The sequence below is a fragment of the Saccharothrix deserti genome, from assembly GCF_009769385.1.
GTDB lineage: Bacteria > Actinomycetota > Actinomycetes > Mycobacteriales > Pseudonocardiaceae > Actinosynnema > Actinosynnema deserti.
Genome location: NZ_ML775962.1, coordinates 216,616 through 233,825, shown reverse-complemented (window position 1 = coordinate 233,825; position 17,210 = coordinate 216,616). Strand labels below are relative to the sequence as shown.

At 70.3% G+C, this 17,210-nt stretch carries 20 protein-coding genes; 9 read left to right on the top strand and 11 right to left on the bottom strand.

All coding sequences use genetic code 11. The annotated features are described in order from the left end of the window. Window positions 1–49: 49 nt before the first annotated feature. From FM051_RS08055 to FM051_RS08045, 3 genes are all read right to left on the bottom strand, one after another. On the bottom strand, window positions 50–1,105 hold the full coding sequence (locus FM051_RS08055) for a glycoside hydrolase family 5 protein (protein ID WP_158842268.1): 1,056 nt from the start codon (window positions 1,103–1,105) through the stop codon (window positions 50–52). A 109-nt stretch (window positions 1,106–1,214) separates the two neighbouring features. Continuing rightward, entirely contained in the window at window positions 1,215–1,982 is a 768-nt protein-coding gene (locus FM051_RS08050) for an ABC transporter permease (RefSeq protein ID WP_158842267.1), read from the bottom strand. After that, entirely contained in the window at window positions 1,979–2,887 is a 909-nt protein-coding gene (locus FM051_RS08045) for an ABC transporter ATP-binding protein (protein WP_158842266.1), read from the bottom strand. Before FM051_RS08045 ends, FM051_RS08050 begins: the two co-directional genes overlap by 4 nt. Window positions 2,888–2,997: 110 nt before the next feature. On the opposite strand from FM051_RS08045, the gene FM051_RS08040 reads away from it, so the two are divergent. Together FM051_RS08040 and FM051_RS08035 are read left to right on the top strand one after the other, a co-directional pair. Continuing rightward, window positions 2,998–4,104: a sensor histidine kinase gene (locus tag FM051_RS08040; protein WP_158842265.1), complete on the top strand. Its 1,107-nt coding sequence runs from the start codon at window positions 2,998–3,000 to the stop codon at window positions 4,102–4,104. After that, window positions 4,101–4,745 carry a response regulator gene (locus tag FM051_RS08035; protein ID WP_158842264.1) on the top strand — a complete coding sequence of 215 codons (645 nt, stop codon included), beginning with the start codon at window positions 4,101–4,103 and terminating at the stop codon, window positions 4,743–4,745. Before FM051_RS08040 ends, FM051_RS08035 begins: the two co-directional genes overlap by 4 nt. A gap of 94 nt (window positions 4,746–4,839) precedes the next feature. Here the strand turns inward: FM051_RS08035 and arc are convergent, their stop codons facing one another. Then, entirely contained in the window at window positions 4,840–6,639 is a 1,800-nt protein-coding gene (arc, locus tag FM051_RS08030) for a proteasome ATPase (protein ID WP_158842263.1), read from the bottom strand. Between the two features lie 238 nt (window positions 6,640–6,877). Here arc and FM051_RS08025 point away from each other — a divergent pair, with 238 nt between their 5' ends. Beyond that, window positions 6,878–7,708 (top strand): Rv0361 family membrane protein, encoded by an 831-nt coding sequence (locus FM051_RS08025; RefSeq protein WP_158842262.1) that lies wholly within the window; start codon window positions 6,878–6,880, stop codon window positions 7,706–7,708. Between the two features lie 69 nt (window positions 7,709–7,777). Here the strand turns inward: FM051_RS08025 and FM051_RS08020 are convergent, their stop codons facing one another. The 3 genes from FM051_RS08020 to FM051_RS08010 all read right to left on the bottom strand — a co-directional run bounded on the left by FM051_RS08020 (window position 7,778) and on the right by FM051_RS08010 (window position 9,464). Continuing rightward, on the bottom strand, window positions 7,778–8,605 hold the full coding sequence (locus tag FM051_RS08020) for a tRNA (adenine-N1)-methyltransferase (RefSeq protein ID WP_158842261.1): 828 nt from the start codon (window positions 8,603–8,605) through the stop codon (window positions 7,778–7,780). Window positions 8,606–8,682: 77 nt separating this feature from the next. Further along, window positions 8,683–8,886, bottom strand: a complete 204-nt coding sequence (locus tag FM051_RS08015; protein ID WP_158842260.1) for a hypothetical protein — start codon at window positions 8,884–8,886, stop codon at window positions 8,683–8,685. After that, window positions 8,886–9,464, bottom strand: a complete 579-nt coding sequence (locus tag FM051_RS08010) for a hypothetical protein (RefSeq protein WP_158842259.1) — start codon at window positions 9,462–9,464, stop codon at window positions 8,886–8,888. The genes FM051_RS08015 and FM051_RS08010 overlap by 1 nt, the downstream gene beginning before the upstream one ends. Window positions 9,465–9,575: 111 nt before the next feature. Here FM051_RS08010 and FM051_RS53060 point away from each other — a divergent pair, with 111 nt between their 5' ends. Together FM051_RS53060 and FM051_RS08000 are read left to right on the top strand one after the other, a co-directional pair. Continuing rightward, on the top strand, window positions 9,576–10,688 hold the full coding sequence (locus FM051_RS53060) for a sensor histidine kinase (protein WP_274383509.1): 1,113 nt from the start codon (window positions 9,576–9,578) through the stop codon (window positions 10,686–10,688). Continuing rightward, window positions 10,685–11,407 carry a response regulator gene (locus FM051_RS08000; protein WP_274383507.1) on the top strand — a complete coding sequence of 241 codons (723 nt, stop codon included), beginning with the start codon at window positions 10,685–10,687 and terminating at the stop codon, window positions 11,405–11,407. Before FM051_RS53060 ends, FM051_RS08000 begins: the two co-directional genes overlap by 4 nt. Here the strand turns inward: FM051_RS08000 and FM051_RS07995 are convergent. Further along, complete coding sequence (locus FM051_RS07995; protein ID WP_162470688.1) at window positions 11,382–12,482, bottom strand: site-2 protease family protein; 1,101 nt, start codon at window positions 12,480–12,482, stop codon at window positions 11,382–11,384. The genes FM051_RS08000 and FM051_RS07995 overlap by 26 nt on opposite strands. A gap of 238 nt (window positions 12,483–12,720) precedes the next feature. After that, on the bottom strand, window positions 12,721–13,485 hold the full coding sequence (locus FM051_RS07990; protein WP_158842256.1) for a TetR/AcrR family transcriptional regulator: 765 nt from the start codon (window positions 13,483–13,485) through the stop codon (window positions 12,721–12,723). 88 nt (window positions 13,486–13,573) lie between these two features. On the opposite strand from FM051_RS07990, the gene FM051_RS07985 reads away from it, so the two are divergent. From FM051_RS07985 to FM051_RS07970, 4 genes are read left to right on the top strand one after another with little or no spacing between them, the layout of a single operon-like run. Beyond that, entirely contained in the window at window positions 13,574–14,749 is a 1,176-nt protein-coding gene (locus FM051_RS07985) for an FAD-dependent monooxygenase (protein WP_158842387.1), read from the top strand. Window positions 14,750–14,808: 59 nt separating this feature from the next. Beyond that, window positions 14,809–15,675 (top strand): RecB family exonuclease, encoded by an 867-nt coding sequence (locus FM051_RS07980; protein ID WP_158842255.1) that lies wholly within the window; start codon window positions 14,809–14,811, stop codon window positions 15,673–15,675. Next, window positions 15,675–15,953, top strand: a complete 279-nt coding sequence (locus FM051_RS07975) for an acyl-CoA thioesterase domain-containing protein (RefSeq protein ID WP_158842254.1) — start codon at window positions 15,675–15,677, stop codon at window positions 15,951–15,953. Before FM051_RS07980 ends, FM051_RS07975 begins: the two co-directional genes overlap by 1 nt. A gap of 33 nt (window positions 15,954–15,986) precedes the next feature. After that, window positions 15,987–16,634: a phosphoribosyltransferase gene (locus FM051_RS07970; protein ID WP_158842253.1), complete on the top strand. Its 648-nt coding sequence runs from the start codon at window positions 15,987–15,989 to the stop codon at window positions 16,632–16,634. 2 nt (window positions 16,635–16,636) lie between these two features. Here FM051_RS07970 and FM051_RS07965 read toward each other — a convergent pair whose 3' ends face one another. Next, complete coding sequence (locus FM051_RS07965; RefSeq protein WP_158842252.1) at window positions 16,637–16,924, bottom strand: antibiotic biosynthesis monooxygenase family protein; 288 nt, start codon at window positions 16,922–16,924, stop codon at window positions 16,637–16,639. Then, window positions 16,921–17,184, bottom strand: a complete 264-nt coding sequence (locus FM051_RS07960; RefSeq protein ID WP_033434999.1) for a phosphoribosyl-ATP diphosphatase — start codon at window positions 17,182–17,184, stop codon at window positions 16,921–16,923. The genes FM051_RS07965 and FM051_RS07960 overlap by 4 nt, the downstream gene beginning before the upstream one ends. Between the last annotated feature and the right edge of the window lie 26 nt (window positions 17,185–17,210).

The window sequence follows — 17,210 nt, the reverse complement described above, 5'->3', positions numbered from 1 at the left end:
CCGGAAGGCCGCCGGTCACCATGATCAGCGTTACGGGAGGCGCCGGGAGCTACCGGGTGGGGAAGTTGTCTGCGGTGCGGATGCGGTCGCGCACCCACACACCGGCCGGCTTCAGCACGCCCGTCCCGGAGAACGAACCACCCGAGCAGGTGCCTTCCTTGAACACCGCGCCCGACCGGTGGTCGTCGGAGAAGTTCCAGTTCACCCAACTGATTTTCTTCTGGTTCATCAGGTCGATGTACTGCTGGGACCGGGTGAAGTTGTTCGACCCGTCACCGGACGCGGTCTGCGTGCCGAACTCGGTCACGAACACCGGCACCTGGTCGGCAACCTTCGACAGCGTGTTGAGGTACTCGGTGCCGTGCGAGGCCGCGTAGAAGTGGAACGTGTACATCACGTTCGACGCGCTGACCTTGTTGTTCACCACTTCCTGCGGGTCGCGGCCGTCGGACAGGCCGAACGTCGACCAGCCGTGCGTGCCGACCAGCACCAGGCTGTCCGAGTCCTCCGCCCGGATCACCGGGATGACCTGCTCGGCGTAGGACTTGACCCGCGACCACGTCACGCCGTTCGGCTCGTTGGCGATGTCGTAGATGATGTTGGTCTTGTCCTTGTGCCGGTTGGCGATCTCCTTGAAGAACGTCTTGGCGCGCGAGGTGTTGTGGTTCGGGTCGCCCGGCGAGAGCTGGTGCCAGTCGACCAGCGCGTACATACCGCGCTTGGTGGCCTCCTCGATGTAGCCGTGCACCAGGTCGGTGAACTTGCGCGGGTTCGTCTCGTACCCGCCCTCCTGGATGTACATCGAGATGCGCAGGACGTCGGCCTTCCAGTCGTTCGCCAGCGCGTCCAGCGACGCCGGCTTCACGCACTGCGCGTACCACTGGATGCCGTGCGTGCTCATGCCCCTGAGCTGGATCTGCTTGCCGTACTGGTTGCACAGCTTCACGCCGCACACCCGCAGTTGACCGTTGATCGCGGCCGGTGACCCGGCGGGCGGCGCCATCGCGACGACGTCGGTGGACGGCGCCGCCTGGGCCGCGCCGACGAGCGTGGCGGGCAGCGTTAACGCGGCCAGCAGTGCCACCAGGGTCTTGAGCCTTGCCATGCGGCTCGCTCCTCTCGGTCTGGGCGGCGACAACCCGTTGGAATTAGTTAAGGAAGTTTCCTTACCATTGCTGGCACCGTAACGACCACGCTCCGCACACGTCAAGACCTCAGGCGTCACGACGCAGGAGCGCGGCCGCACCCGCGCCCAACGCCAGCACCAGGTAGGCGATCATCACCAGACCGGCGCCCACCGGGGACAACGGCGGGTCCGGCAGCTCACCGGACAGTTGCGGCGCGAGCACCGGGAGCATCACCGAGTACACCCGGTCGTTCCACGGGTACGGCAGCAGCAGCGTGAGCGTCGGCAGCACGAACAGCAGCCCGCACAGGGTCACCAGCGCGCCCGCCGTCGACCGGAGCAGGAAGCCCAGGCCCAGCCCGACTAAGCCGAGCAGCACCAGCGACGCCGTGTTCGCCAGCAGGGTCGGTACGGCGTCGCCGAACGAGTCGTACGCCGAGATGGGCCGGGGCCGGTCCCCCGTGATCAGCTCGCCCGCCTGGTAGGCGAGCAGGGTCGTGACGAGCGCGACGACCAGGGACACACCGGCCACCACGACCGTCTTGGCCAGCAGGTAGGCCTTGCGGCGCGGCACGGAGACGAGGGCGGTGCGGATCATGCCGCTGCCGTACTCCGAGGTAATCGCCAGCGCGCCGAGCACGCCGAGGCAGAACTGGGCGAACGGGACCACCATCACGCCCGGGTCGGCGGCGCCGAACTTCTGCTGGAGGTCCGGCGGCGAGGTGTCCCAGTCGGCCGTCATCAGGTACGAGACCAGCGCGCCGCCGAGCAGGGCGACGGCGATCGCGAGCAGGACGTAGGTGGTCGAGCGGACGGATCGGAGCTTCAGCCACTCCGAGTTCAGCACGTCGGTCATCGGCCGGTCTCCTTGGTGCGGTACTCCACGCTCTCCTCGGTCAGCTCGAGGTAGGCGTCCTCCAGGGACGCGCTGCGCGGGGTGAGTTCGTGGATCGGGATGCGGTGGCGTGCCGCGAGGTCGGCGATGTCCGGGGCGTCGAGGCCCTGCACGAACAGCGCGCCGTCCTCGGACCGGGCCGTCGCGCCGGCTGCGGTGAGGACGGCGACGAGTGCGTCCGGCGTGGTCGAGCGGACCAGCACGTCCTTCTTGAACTTCTCCTGGAGGTCCTGCATGGACGCCTCCAGGATCAGCTTGCCCCGGCCGATCACGATCACCCGGTCGGCGGTCAGGGCCATCTCGCTCATCAGGTGGCTGGACACGAGGACCGTGCGGCCTTCCCGGGCCAGGTCGCGCATCAGGTGGCGGATCCAGCGGATGCCCTCCGGGTCCAGGCCGTTCACCGGTTCGTCGAACAGCAGCACGCCGGGATCGCCGAGCAGGGCCGCCGCCACACCGAGGCGTTGCTTCATGCCCAAGGACAGCGACCCGACGCGTCTGTCCGCCACACCCGCCAGGCCCACCTGTTCGAGGGTGGCGACGACCCGCCTGTCCTTGATGCCGTTGCTGCGGGCCAGCACGCGGAGGTGGTCGTAGGCCGATCGGCCGCCGTGCACCGCGCCCGCGTCCAGCAGCGCGCCGACGTGGTGCATGGGTCTGCGGATGTCGGCGTAACGGCGACCGTCGACCAGGGCCTCGCCGCTGGTCGGGCGGTCCAGGCCGAGGACCGCCCGCATGGTGGTGGACTTGCCCGCGCCGTTGGGGCCGAGGAAGCCCGCCACGTAGCCGGGTTTCACCTCGAACGAGAGCCCGTCCACGGCCCGGGTGGTCCGGTAGCGCTTGGTCAGCTGCCTCACTTCGATCATGGGACGAGCGTGCTCGGTCGGGAGGCCCGGCGGATCGGACCGTGGTCCGCAATCGGTGGTCGGACCGTGGTCGGACGCCACCCGCGCGCACGCCGGTTACCGTGCCGATCGTGACCTCGCGAGTCCTGCGGTTCCTGCAGACCGCCTACCCGTACACGCTGGACACGGCCGCCGCCGTGGTCGTGGTCATGGTGTACCTGGCGTTCGCCGAGATGAGCACCGCGCCGTTGTGGCTGGGCTATCCGGTGGCGCTGCTGGTCGGGGCGCCGCTGGCGTTGCGGCGCAGCAAGCCCCTCGTGTCGCTCGGGATCGTGCTGGTGGCCCAGAACGTCGCCACGGTCGCCCACATCACGCTGGAGCCGTACATCCCGACCGCGTTCGCCCTGTACACGGTCGCTTTGACCTGTCCGCGGCGGGTGGCCCTGGGCGCGCTGGGCGGCGCGCTGGGGTTGGCGTCGGTGGCGGTGTTCATCGGCGAGCCGTGGCCGGACGACGCCGGGCTGGTCGTGTTCCTGGCGGCGGTGTGCAGCGCGATGTGGGCGCTCGGCTACACCGCGCGGATCCGGCGGTCCTACGAGGCTCGGAAGGCCGTCGAGGCGGCGTCCAAGGCCGTCGCCGACGAGCGGATGCGGATCGCCCGCGAACTGCACGACGTGGTCGCGCACAGCCTGAGCCTGATCACGGTCAAGGCCGGTGTCGCCGCGCACGTGGCGTCGTCACAGCCCGAGGAGGCCCAGGAGGCGTTGCAGGTGATCGAGAGCACCTCCCGGAGCACCCTGGTCGAGATGCGGCGGTTGCTGGGCGTGCTGCGGTCGGAGGACACCACGACCGAACTGGCGCCCATGCCCGGTATGGACGATCTGCCCGAGTTGGTGACACGGGCGTCGCTGGCCGGGGTGTCGGTGTCGTTGTCGGTGTCCGGATCGCTGCCCGAGCGGCTGGGGCTGACCGTGTACCGGATCGTGCAGGAGTCGGTGACCAACGTGGTCAAGCACGCGGCCCCGGCCTCCTGCACGGTGTCGATCGTCGTGGAGAATGCTTCCGTCATGATCTCCGTGGTCGACGACGGCCCCGGTGAGCGGGTGTTGGCCGGTGGCGGTGGGGGGCACGGGTTGCTCGGGATGCGGGAGCGGGTGGCGGTGTACGGCGGGACGTTCTCGGCCGGGCCGCTGGCCGGCGGCGGGTTCGCCGTGCGCGCCGAGGTGCCCCTGTCGTGATCGACGTGGTGGTCGTGGACGACCAGGCGCTGCTCCGGGGCAGCTTCCGGGTGCTCGTGGACTCGGCGCCCGGCCTGCGGGTGGTCGGTGAGGCCGGTGACGGGGCCGAAGCCGTGTCCGTGGTGCGGTCGGCGTCGCCGGACGTGGTGCTGATGGACATCCGGATGCCGGGCGTGGACGGCATCACGGCCACCCGGGAGATCAGCTCGTTCTCGACCGCCAGGGTGCTGATCCTGACCACGTTCGACCTGGACGAGTACGTGTACTCGGCGCTGCGGGCCGGTGCGAGCGGGTTCCTGCTGAAGGACACTCCCCCGGCCGACCTGCTGGCCGCGATCCGCGTGGTGGCCGCCGGCGACGCCCTGCTGTCACCCTCGGTGACCCGTCGGCTGGTGGCCGAGTTCTCCCGCACCCACTCGCCTCGTGCGGTCCGCCTGGACGGAATCACGGAGCGTGAGCAAGAGGTGCTGACGTTGATCGCACGCGGGTTGTCCAACGCCGAGATCATGCGCGAGCTGCACCTGTCGGTCGGCACGGTGAAGACCCACATCGGCCGCCTGCTGCACAAGCTCCAAGCCCGCGACCGGGCCCAACTGGTGATCGCCGCCTACGAGTCCGGCCTGGTCACCGCCCGGTCCTGAACTCCGGGGACCTGAGGCCCCGGAAAACGGAGAGCCCGCCCAGCCGAGTGGCTGGGCGGGCTCTCCCGGCGGGTTGCCGTCGTGGCGGTGGTGTTTACAGGTACTGGCCGGTGTTCGTGGCCGTGTCGATGGCTCGACCCGACTCCTGGTTCTTACCGGTCACGAGCGTGCGGATGTAGACGATCCGCTCGCCCTTCTTGCCCGAGATCCTGGCCCAGTCGTCCGGGTTCGTGGTGTTGGGCAGGTCCTCGTTCTCGGCGAACTCGTCCACGATCGCGTCCAGCAGGTGGCGCACCGACAAGCCCGGCTGCTTGGTGTCCAGCAGGCTCTTGATGGCCGCCTTCTTCGCGCGGTCGACGATGTTCTGGATCATGGCGCCCGAGTTGAAGTCCCGGAAGTACAGGACCTCCTTGTCACCGTTGGCGTAGGTGACCTCGAGGAACCGGTTCTCCTCGGACTCCTCGTACATCCGCTCGACCGTGTGCTGCACCATGCCGTCGATGCAGGCCACCGGGTCGCCGCCGAACTCGGCCAGGTCGTCGGCGTGCAACGGCAGGTCGGGCGTGAGGTACTTGTTGAAGATGTCCTTCGCGCCTTCGGCGTCCGGGCGCTCGATCTTGATCTTCACGTCGAGCCGGCCGGGACGCAGGATGGCCGGGTCGATCATGTCCTCGCGGTTGGAGGCGCCGATCACGATCACGTTCTCCAGGCCCTCGACGCCGTCGATCTCGCTGAGGAGCTGGGGCACGATCGTGGTCTCGACGTCCGACGACACACCACTGCCGCGGGTCCGGAAGATCGAGTCCATCTCGTCGAAGAACACGATCACCGGGGTGCCCTCGGAGGCCTTCTCCCTGGCCCGCTGGAAGATCAGCCGGATGTGGCGCTCGGTTTCGCCCACGAACTTGTTGAGCAGTTCGGGACCCTTGATGTTGAGGAAGTAGCTCTTGGCTTCGCGGTGGTCCTCGCCACGGGCGGCGCTGACCTGCTTGGCCAGGGAGTTCGCCACCGCTTTCGCGATGAGCGTCTTCCCGCAGCCGGGAGGGCCGTACAGCAGCACGCCCTTCGGTGGGCGGAGCTTGTACTCGCGGAACAGGTCGGCGTGCAGGAACGGCAGCTCCACGGCGTCGCGGATCTGCTCGATCTGCCGGAACAGGCCGCCGATGTCCTCGTACTTGACATCGGGCACCTCCTCCAGCACCAGGTCCTCGACCTCGGCCTTCGGCACGCGCTCGTACGCGAAGCCCGCCTTCGAGTCGACCAGCAGGGAGTCGCCCGCCTTCAACGGCGAGTCCATCAGGGGCTGAGCGAGCCAGACGACCCGCTCCTCGTCGGCGTGGCCCACGACCAGGGCGCGGCCGATCGAGCTGTCGGCGGTTTCGGACTGCAACACCTCACGCAGCGTGCAGACCTCGCCGGTGCGCTCGAAGTCGCCGCCCTCGACCACGGTCAACGCCTCGTTGAGGCGCACCGACTGGCCCAGGACCAACGACGGCGTCTCGACCGCGGGCGAGACCGAGACCCGCATGCGACGGCCGGAGGTGAACACGTCCACCGTGCCGTCCTCGAACCGCCCCAGGAACACGCCGTAGCCGCTGGGCGGCTGGGCGAGTCGGTCCACTTCCTCGCGCAGCGCGAGGAGTTGGCTCCGTGCTTCTCGAAGGGTGTCGATGAGCTTCGTGTTGCGCTCGGTCAGTTGGCTGACGCGCTCCGTCGCCTCCGCCAACCGCTGCTCCAGCAGCCGGACGTGTCGTGGGGATTCCGTCAACTTGCGGCGCAGCAATGCGATCTCGTCCTCGAGGAACCGGATCTGCGCAGTCAGCTCACCAGAGTTGTTGCCCTTGTTCAGCTCGCCACCCTCATCGGGCTGGCTGCCGGGATGACCGTGCTGCATGTCGGCACCCTCCTCCCGTGTTCGTCCCACAACGGTACCGGCGATCACCGACAAAAGCCGCCACCCAGCGAGTTCCCGGGCGTCGTGTGATCACACAACCGCCCGCTCGGCCGGACCAACTGCTCCATACCGGTGTCAACCGGTACCTCCTACCCGCTACCGTGCGTCCAGTACGAGTCCCACGTGAGTGGTCCGGGCAGTGTCCACTGCCACCAGCGGAAAGTTCTAGGAGAACGTGATGTCCGTCCCGCCGCAGCAGCCGGGTCCCTACGGTCAGCAGCCGGGTCAATTTGGCCAGCAACCAGGCCAATTCGGCCAGCAGCCGGGGTACGGCCAGCAGCCCGGCGGATATCCGCCGCCCGGCCAGGGCTTCCCACAGGGTGGGCAGCAGCCCGGCTACGGCACGCCTCCGGGCGGCTACCCGCAGCCCGGTCAGCCGGGTCCGGGTCAGCCCGGACAGCCTGGTCAGCCCGATTACGGCCAGCAGCCTTACGGCCAGCCCGGCCAGTTCAACCAGCCCGGTTACGGCCAACCGGGTGGTTTCGGCGACCCTTACGGCGCGCCGCGCAAGAAGAGCCCCCTCCCGTGGATCCTGGGCGGCGTCGGCGCCGTCGTCGTGATCGGCGTGGTGGTGGTCTTGATCATGACGCTGGGCGGTGGCGGCAACAGCACCGCGAAGGACGCCGCCGACGGCTACGTCGCGGCCGTCAACTCGCGTGACTTCGACAAGCTCACCGCCCTGACCTGCACCGAGAAGCAGGGCACGATCGAGGACATCAAGAAGGCCACCGACCCGGGCGCCTTCGCCGCGGAGCTGGAGAAGGAGCTCGAGAACCTGCCCCCGGAGTTCAAGGAGCAGGTCCAGAAGGCCCAGGAAGAGGCGAAGAACATCAAGGTCAACCTGACCCTCGACAAGGTCGAGGAGAAGAGCGACACCGAGGCCACCGCCACCGTCTCGCTCAAGTTCACCGGCGTGCCGGAGAGCATGAAGGAATACGTGAAGGACCAGAGCGACGAGCTGCCGCTCAAGAAGACCGACAACGGTTGGGTCGCCTGCCCGAAGAGCTGATCCCCCACGAAGACCGAACGGCCCCGCACGCCTGGCGCGCGGGGCCGTTTTCGCTGTTCAGCGTGTCGGTCAGCCCTTGGACGGGCGGCGCTGCGGCCGGGGCGGGGTGACGCCGTCGGCGAGCCTGCGGGTGGTGAGCAGGAACGCGGTGTGCGCGATCATCCGGTGTTCCGGCCGCACCGCCAGGCCCACCACGTGCCACGGCCGGACGAGGGTTTCCCACGCCTGCGGCTCGGTCCAGTGCTGCTGCTCCCGGATCGCCTCGGTGACCTTCGACAGCTGGGTTGTGGTCGCCACGTACACCACGAGCACGCCGCCCGGGATGAGGCTGCGGGACACGGCGGGCAGCACGTCCCACGGCGCGAGCATGTCGAGGATGACCCGGTCGACCTCGCCCTCGTGCTCGTTGACGTCGCTCACGGTCAGCGACCAGTTGCCCGGCCGTTCGCCGAAGAACTGCTCGACGTTGCGGATGGCGTGGTCGGCGTGGTCCTGGCGGACCTCGTACGACGTCACGCTGCCCTTCTCCCCCACCGCGCGCAGCAACGAGCAGGTCAGCGCGCCCGATCCGGCCCCCGCCTCCAGCACCCGCGCGCCGGGGAACACGTCGCCGTACATGACGATCTGGGCGGCGTCCTTGGGGTAGATCACCTGCGCGCCGCGCGGCATGGACAGCACGTAGTCGGCCAGCAGGGGCCGCAGCGCCAGGAACGACGTGCCGCCGACGGAGACGACGACGGACCCCTCGGGCTGCCCGATCAGCTTGTCGTGCGACAACGCGCCGCGGTGGGTGTGGTACTCCTTGCCCGGTTCGAGCACGATCGTGTAGTGCCGTCCCTTCGGGTCGGTCAACTGCACCCGGTCACCCGGTTGGAACGGACCACTGGCGGTGCTCACCGCGGCGAACCTCCTGCTAAAACGCGTGTCAACAGCGCACGATGGTCGCACGACAGCCGCACGCGTCCCGTGGCGGCCTACTGGCGGGACTTCTCCGAACGCATCCCCGAGTAGGTCAGCGCCGCGCCGACGACGACGAACCCGAGCGCGGCGGGCAGCCTGGCCCACGGCGGCAGGTGCATCACCACGAACCAGCTCTCGCTGTCCACGTCCAGCGCCATGAGCACGAGGGGCACCAGCCCCTGCGGCACGAGCATGATGATTCCGACGATCTCCCGCATCACTCCCCCTTGTCGGTGACCTTCTCGGCGGGCTTGCCGTTGATCACTTCCCCGACCGTGTGCCAGACGGGCCAGCCGAGCAGCCAGACCACGCCGACGATCGTCATCAGGCGCATCTGCCCCCACAGCACCTGCGTGCGCTCGGGCGTGCCGACCACGTACATCAGCAGCAGCATCACCCCGCACGCGATGGCCCAGGCCAGCGCGAACTTGCCCCACTCGCGCCACTCGTAGCGGACCTTCGCCGGTCCTTCCCGGGGCGGCTTGGTCGGCGGTGGCCCACCGGCGAACCGGTGGGCCACCCGCTGGTCGGCCCACCGCAACATGCTGTGCCCGAACGCCACGCTCATCCCCAGGTAGATCGCGGCGATCCCGTGGACCGTCTTCGCCTCACCCCCCGCCCTCAGGTCGAAGACCGTCGCGACGAGCAGCACCACGTCCACCAACGGGGTGCAGACCAGCAGGACCGCGCCGAGTCTGCGCATCCGCAGCGCGTACCGGGCCAGCAGCCCGGCGCCCAGCACGACCCAGAACCCGATCTCGCACGCCACGATGAGGACGACCAGCGGTTCAACCACGCCTTGAAGCCTGCGGTCCGCGGGCACGCCGGCGCGTCGTCGGGCCGATCGATCACGCGTCATCAGTTCGTAGGACGCCCGGTCCGCCGGCCGTGTGCTGTGATGACCGGTGTGAACGCCCCGAGACGCCGTGACGTGCTGGTCGCGGTGGCCTTCCTCGCGGTGGGGCTGCTGGTCCACCACCTCGGCATGGACCTGGTGCTCGGCGGTGCGGGCGCGGACACGCCTTTCGGGATCCGGGTGGCGGCACTGGCGGTGGCGTGCGCCGGTCAGATGTTCCGCCGCAGTTCGCCGTGGGTGGCGTTGGTCGTGGTCACGGGTGCCACGGTGGTCGACATGTACGCCGGCCTGAGCATGCCGGTGCTGATGGTGTTCATAGATGTGCTGTTCGTGACGTCGCTGCACGGGTCGCGCGCGTTGCACCGGACGCTCGTCGGTGCGGTGGCGGTGGCGACGGTCGGCGTCACGGTGGTGGTCGCGGTGATGGGTGACTGGCGGCTGTCGTTCTACGCCGGGTTGCAGGTGTTCTCGCTGCTGGTGGTGCCGGTGTGGTGGGCGACGAACGTGCGGCAGCACCGGGAGAGCGCCGAGCAGATCACCCGCATCGCGGAGCTGGACCGGCGGGCCGCGGTGAACGCCGAGCGCAACCGGATGGCCCGCGACCTGCACGACGTGGTCGCCGGGCACCTGTCGGCGATCGCGATCCAGTCCGAGGCGGTGCTGTCGATGCGCGAGGGCGATCCGGAGACGGTGCGGACGGTGCTGAAGTCGGTGCGCGAGAACAGCGTGCGGTCGTTGACCGAGATGCGGATGATGATCGACGTGCTGCGGGCCGACGAGCCGGTGGACGAACCGGTGGCGGTGCGGCTGGCGGACGTGGGCAGGCTGGTCGAGTCGGCCGCCGCGGGCGGGCTGGAGGTGGAGTTCCGCGGCGCGGACGTGGACGAGCTGCCGGTGGGGGTGGACGTCGCGGCGTACCGGATCGTGCAGGAGGCGTTGACCAACGCGTTGAAGCACGCGCCCGGCGCACGCACGTCGGTGGTGCTGGAACGGCAGATCAGGCGGTTGGTGGTGGTCGTGCGCAACGAGGCCCGAGGTGGGCCGGAGGGGTCGGGAACCGGGTTGGTGAGCATGGCGGAACGCGCCCACGTGGTCGGCGGGACGTTCACGGCGGGCCGGGACGGCGACGGCGACTGGGTCGTGCGGGCGGAGTTCCCGCTGTGACCCCCTCGGTGATCCGGGTGCTGGTGGCCGACGACCACGCGGCGATCCGCGCGGGCCTGGTGATGATCCTCAGCGGCGCGGACGACGTCGAGGTGGTCGGCGAGGCCGCGGACGGCGCGGCGGCGGTGCGGCTGGCGACGCGGCTCAAGCCGGACGTGGTGCTGATGGACATCCGGATGCCCGGTGTGGACGGCATCGAGGCGACCAGGCAGCTCGGCGGCGTGTGCGAGGTGCTGGTGCTGACCACGTTCGACCTGGACGAGTACGTGCACGGCGCGCTGCGGGCCGGTGCGGCGGGATTCCTGCTCAAGTCGGTGGAGGCGCCCGCGCTGGTGGAAGCGGTGCGGCAGGTCGCGGCCGGTGACGGTGTGCTCGCGCCGAGCGTGACGCGGCGGGTGATGCGGGAGTTCGCCTCGGCCGCGCCCCGATCGCGCCCGGCCGGGTTGGACTCGTTGACCGAGCGCGAGGTGGATGTGCTGCGCTGCCTCGGTGAAGGCCTGTCGAATCACCAGATCGGGCGAAAGCTGCACATCGGCGAGACGACGGTGAAGACGCACGTGTCGCGGGTGCTGACGAAGCTGGACCTGCGGTCGCGGGTGCAGGCGGCGATCCTGGCGCAGGAGGCCGGGTTGCTCGGCGGCGGCCAGGCCAGGGGCGGCCAGGTCGGCGGCGGCCAGGTCAGCGGCGGCCAGGTCAGCGGCGGTCCAGCGCGGCCTTGAGGTCTTCGCGGCGCAGCACGCCCGCGGGCCGTCCTTCGAGGTCGACCACCAGGTACTCCCAGGCTGCGGTGCCGTGCACGCGTTCCACCACCTCCGCGCCGGTCTCGTTCTCCAGGAGCACGGTCTCCGGCCGGATCGGCACGGCCGCCTGCTCGGCCGGCGCGTGCGGCGAGGTGCTGGCCAGGCGGCGGGCCATCTCCCGGTCGAGCAGTCCGGCCGCGACACCGTCCGCGCGTACCAGGACCACGCCCCGGCCGGCGGACGCGGTGAGCGCGCCCGACACTGGGCTCTCGGCGGGCAGTTGGAGCACGGGGCGGACGAGCTCGCCCAGCGTCAGGCCGTCCGGCCAGGTGCTCCGGCGCTCGGCGGTGAACTCGCCACGTGCGCCGGCCAGCACGAACCACGCGGTCAGCAGGCACACGCCGAAGCGGATCCAGCGGTCCTCGGCGTTCTCCAGCACACCCCAGACGGCCCACACGACGAGCAGCGCGGCCACGACACCGCCACCGATGACGGCGGCCTTCGTGCCCGACGCGCGGCGGCCCGTGACGGCCCAGACGCCCGCACGCAGGATGCGGCCACCGTCCAGGGGCAGGCCCGGGAGCAGGTTGAACACGGCGACGGCGGCGTTGGCGAAGGCGGTTTGCGCGATCAGCAGCCAGATGGCGTCCGGCTGCGGGATGGCGGAGGCTGCCAGGGCGAACATGCCGGCCAGGATGATCGAGACGATCGGTCCGGCGGCGGCGATCGCGCCCTCGTGGCCGGGGCGGGTCGGGGTGCGCATCACCTCGGACACGCCGCCGAGCAGGAACAGCCGCAGCCGGCGCACCGGCAGGCCCAAGCGCAGCGCGACCAGGCTGTGACCGAGTTCGTGCGCCAGGACCGAGAGGCCGAGGAAGATCGCGAAGGTGGCGGCGAGGACCACGCCGGTCAGCCCGCCCGTGCCGGGCGCGATCTGGCCGACCAGCGGCGCGTACAGCACGACGATGGCCGCCGAGCCGAGCCACCACGACGGCGCGAGCAGCACCGGTATCCCGGCCGCGCGGAACAACGGCAGCCCGCCGTCCCGACCCACCTGCCGCCGCCAACTCCCCGTCGTCGCCACGGGCAGAGCCTAGGGGCCGGGGTGTAGAAGTGTTGTATTGCCTGTGTTGGATTGCTGTGTTGAATTGTCGCTGCTCCGCAGACGACGGGCTCGGTCGCCCGGGAGGTCGACCGCTCGCGCCTGATTTTCCGGCGATCGAAAAGCGTGATCGCCGGAAAATGAGTCGCGAACGATCGACGGCGACCTCGCGGCGAGGGCTGTGCGGGCGTTACGGGTCGCTGATCTTGGTGGGGGTGGCCGGCAGTGTCGTTGAATCGTGGCTGGTCGGCCAGCGGGCGCGGGTTGCGACGCGGGCGCGCAGGCCGTCGAGGATGAGGTCCAGGCCGAAGTCGAGGCCCTTGTCCTGACCGCCCTCGTCCATCGACTCCGTCAACGCCGCCTGCACGGCGGGGTAACGGTCCCCTCGCTCGCGCACTACCTCGAACAGGATCGCGCCGAGTTGCGTGCCGGGGTCGCCGCCGGGTGTTGTGGCCACTTGCTGGGCGATGTTGCGGGCGTGTCCGGCGAGCACGGACAGCGCGTCCATCCGCTCGGCGCCGCCCAGGCCGGTGCCGTCGAGCACGGCGAGCGCGGATTCCATCCAGGCCAGCTCGTTGGGCCCGACGACGCGCGGACCCGTGGTGACCTCCAGGACCCACGGGTGCCGCAGGAAACCGGGTAGCAGCGCCAGCGTCCACGCGCGGAGCCGGTCGCACCAGTCGCCGTCGCCCAGATCGGCGGGCGGTGCGCCCATCGCCAGGTCGGCCATGAGCGCGACCAGCTCGGACTTGCCGGGCACGTAGCGGTAGAGGGACATCTTGGTGAAGCCCAGTTCCGCGGCGACGCGCTGCATCGAGACGGCGGCCAGCCCTTCGGCGTCGGCGATCCCGATGCCGGTCCGTGCGATGAGTTCGTGGCTGAGCGCGGGCTTGGGACCGCGACGTGGTCCCGGACGGTCACCCCACAGGAGTTCGAGGCTGCCCGCCAAGTCCATCGCCACCTCCGTGGTTGCCCGTGCCGAATAACTGTGTCTACCATACACAAAAGCAATTGCTTCCAGTGGACACAGTTTAGGGGTGGCGATGTCGAACAAGCAGGTCCTCATCTCGGGCGCGAGCGTCGCGGGACCGGCGCTGGCCTACTGGCTGGCGCGTCACGGCTTCGAGCCGACCGTCGTGGAGATCGCTCCCGCGCTGCGCGGCGGCGGCGCGGCCGTGGACTTCCGCGGCGAGACCCACATGACGGTGCTGGAACGCATGGGCGTGCTCGGCCGCCTGCGTGAGATCCAGACCGGCGGCAGCCCGATGACGTTCGTCGACGAGCACGGGCGCACCCTGCTCCACCTGCCGGCGGACTTCGCGGGAGGCGAGTTGGAGGTGCTGCGGTCGGACCTCTCGCGGGTGCTGCACGAGCACAGCAAGGGCCTCGCGAACTACGTCTTCGGCGACTCCATCGCCGGGTTGACCGAGACGTCCCACGGGGTCGACGTGACGTTCACCTCCGGGGCCCAGCGCACGTTCGACCTGGTCATCGGCGCCGACGGGATCCACTCGGGCGTCCGCGGCCTCGTCTTCGGTCCGGAGGAGCGGTTCGTCAGCCACCTCGGCTACTACGTCGCGAGCTGGGACCTGCCCGACCACCTCGGCGGCCCGTTCGAGCCGTTGAGCTACAACGTGCCGGGACGGCTCGTCTCCACCGGCGGCGACCAGGACCGGCCGGGCGCGTTCGTGGCCTTCAGGTCACCTCGCCTGCACTACGACCGGCGTGACCTGGCCCGGCAGCGCAAGTTGCTCACCGACGCGTTCGGCGGGTTGGGCTGGGAGACGCCCCGGCTGCTGGCGTCCCTGGAGCACACGACGGAGCTGTACTTCGACTCGATCAGCCGGGTGGACGTCCAGCCCTGGTCACGGGGCCGTGTCGCGCTGGTCGGGGACGCCGCCCACGGCGCCACCATCGGCGGGATGGGCGCGGGTACCGCCATCGTCGGCGCCTACGTGCTCGCGGGCGAACTGGCCTCGGCGGACGGCGACCACGAGGCCGCGTACCGGCGCTACGAGGACGTCATGCGCGGTTATGCGGAAGGGTGCCAGCGAGGTGGTGACCGCACGGGGAAGTTCCTGGCACCGCCGAGCAAGTTCGCCCTGCACATGCGCAACGGCTTGCTGGGCAACCGATTCCTGCTCAACCTCATGCTCAAGGCAGGCAAGGACATCAGCAGCAAGCTCGCTCTGCGGGACTACGGACACGCCACCGTTTGACCACCGTGGGCGCTGTGCGTGGAACGATCTTGTCGGGGGGTTGGCCTATCGTTCTGGCCATGGCAGTGCCGACGATCACCGAGCGCCCTGTTCGCAGGCCCGCGCTGTCGCCCTCGCGAGCGGGCGACTTCAAGCAGTGCCCGCTGCTCTACCGCTTCCGCGCCGTCGACCGGTTGCCGGAGAAGCCGACCAGAGCGCAGGTGCGCGGCACGGTGGTGCACGCGGTGCTGGAGGACCTGTTCGGGCTGCCCGCCGCCGAACGGGTGCCGGAGACGGCGCGGGCGCTGGTGGGTCCGGCGTGGGAGCGGGTTCGGGCGGAGCGGCCGGAGTTCGCGGAGCTGTTCGCCGAGGGCGATCCGGAGCAGGAGGAGTGGCTGGCCTCGGCGGAGGGCCTGCTGGACGGCTACTTCGGCCTGGAGGACCCGCGCCGGTTCGACGCCGACGCGCGCGAGCTGCTGGTCGAGTGGGAACTGCCGTCTGGTGTGCTGCTGCGCGGGTACATCGACCGCGTTGACGTGGCGCCGACCGGTGAGATCCGGGTGGTCGACTACAAGACGGGCGCCGCGCCGCGCGAGATCGGCGAGGCCAAGGCGTTGTTCCAGATGAAGTTCTACGCGCTGGTGCTGTGGCGGCTGCGCGGCGAGGTGCCGCGCCAGCTGCGGCTGATGTACCTGGCCGACCGGCAGGCGTTGGCCTACCAGCCGGACGAGGCGGAGTTGACCCGGTTCGAGCGCACGCTGGAGGCGATCTGGGACGCCATCCTGCGCGCGGCGAAGTCCGGCGACTTCCGGCCGAACCCGAGCAGGCTGTGCGACTACTGCGACCACAAGGCGCTGTGCCCGGCGTTCGACGGCACACCGCCGCCGTACCCGGGCTGGCCGGAGCCGGACGCGGGGGTGGAGACGGTGTTGGACCGAGCCGATTGATGGAGCGCCGACTGGTGGACGCGTTCTACGAGCGGCTCGACGACGACCGGTTCGCCTCCACCGGGCACACCCCCGGGCCGTGCAGCAACGAGAGCCGGCACCTGGAGCCGCCGTCGGCGCTGCTGGTGCGGGCGTTGGAGCGGTGCGCGCCACGGCCGGAGACGTTGCTGTCGCGGGTGGTGTTCGAGGTGCCGGTGCCGGTGGCGGAGCTGACCGTGACGGCGTCGGTGGAGCGGCCGGGGCGGACCGCGCAGTCGCTGTTCGTCCGGGAGCGCTGACGCTGGTCGCAGTCCGCGCACAACACGCGCACCATGGAAGGCGTGAGGTTCAAGGACCGATCCGACGCCGGCCGGGTGCTCGCCCGCGAGCTGGCCGGCGAGACGTGGACAGATCCCCTGGTGCTCGGCCTCGCCCGCGGCGGGGTGCCGGTCGCGTTCGAGGTCGCCTCGGCGCTGGGCGGTGAACTGGGCGTGGCCGTCGCACGCAAGATCGGCGCACCCGGCCACCCCGAGTTCGGCATCGGTGCGGTCACCGCCGAGGGCGATCCGATCTTCGACGAACACGCCCTGCGCACCCTCGGCCTCACCCCCGCCGACCTGGCCAGGACGTGCGAGGCCGAACAGCGTGAGGCCCGGCGGCGGCTGGAGCTGTACGGGAACGACGTGATGCGACTCGAAGGCCGTGACGTGCTGGTCGTGGACGACGGCCTGGCCACCGGCGTCACCGCTCGCGCCGCGCTGCGCGAAGCCCGCGGCCACGACCCGCGCCGCCTGGTGCTGGCCGTGCCGGTGGGCGCGGCGGACTCGGTGGCGGCACTCCGCGCCGACGCCGACATGGTGGTGTGCCCGCTCCCGCGCATCGACTTCCGGGCGGTCAGCCGGTTCTACGAGTACTTCGACCAGACCACGGACGACCAGGTCATCGAGCTGCTGCAACGGCACCGGCAGCGCGACCGCTGACCTCAGACCTCGCGGTAGTGCTCGACGGTCGGGAACGGCTCGTAGAAGTGGTGCAGCAGCGCCTTCCAGCGCGGGTACAGCGGCCCCTCGCGGAAACCGACCGTGTGGTCCTCCAGCCGTTCCCACCCCACCAGCAGCAGGTACCGGGACGGCCGCTCGACCGAGCGCCGCAGGTCCAGCGAGACGAACCCGGGCGACCGCGCGATCAGCTCACGTGCCTCCCCGAACGCGTGCTCGAAGTCCGCCTCCAGACCGGGGCGGACGTCGAGCGTCGCCGCCTCCAGGATCACAGGTGCTTGTAGACGTCTTCGAGAGTCAGCCCGCGGCCGAGCATCAGCACCTGCACGCGGTACAGCAGCTGGGAGACCTCTTCGGCCAGGCGCTCGTCGGACTCGTGCTCCGCGGCGATCCAGACCTCGCCCGCCTCCTCCAGCACCTTCTTGCCCTGCGCATGCACCCCGGCCTCCAGAGCCGCGGCGGTGGCGGAGCCCTCAGGGCGGGTGCGTGCGCGTTCGCTCAGCTCGGCGAACAGCTCGTCGAAGGTCTTCACGGGGTCTGATCCTCGCATCCCCCGAA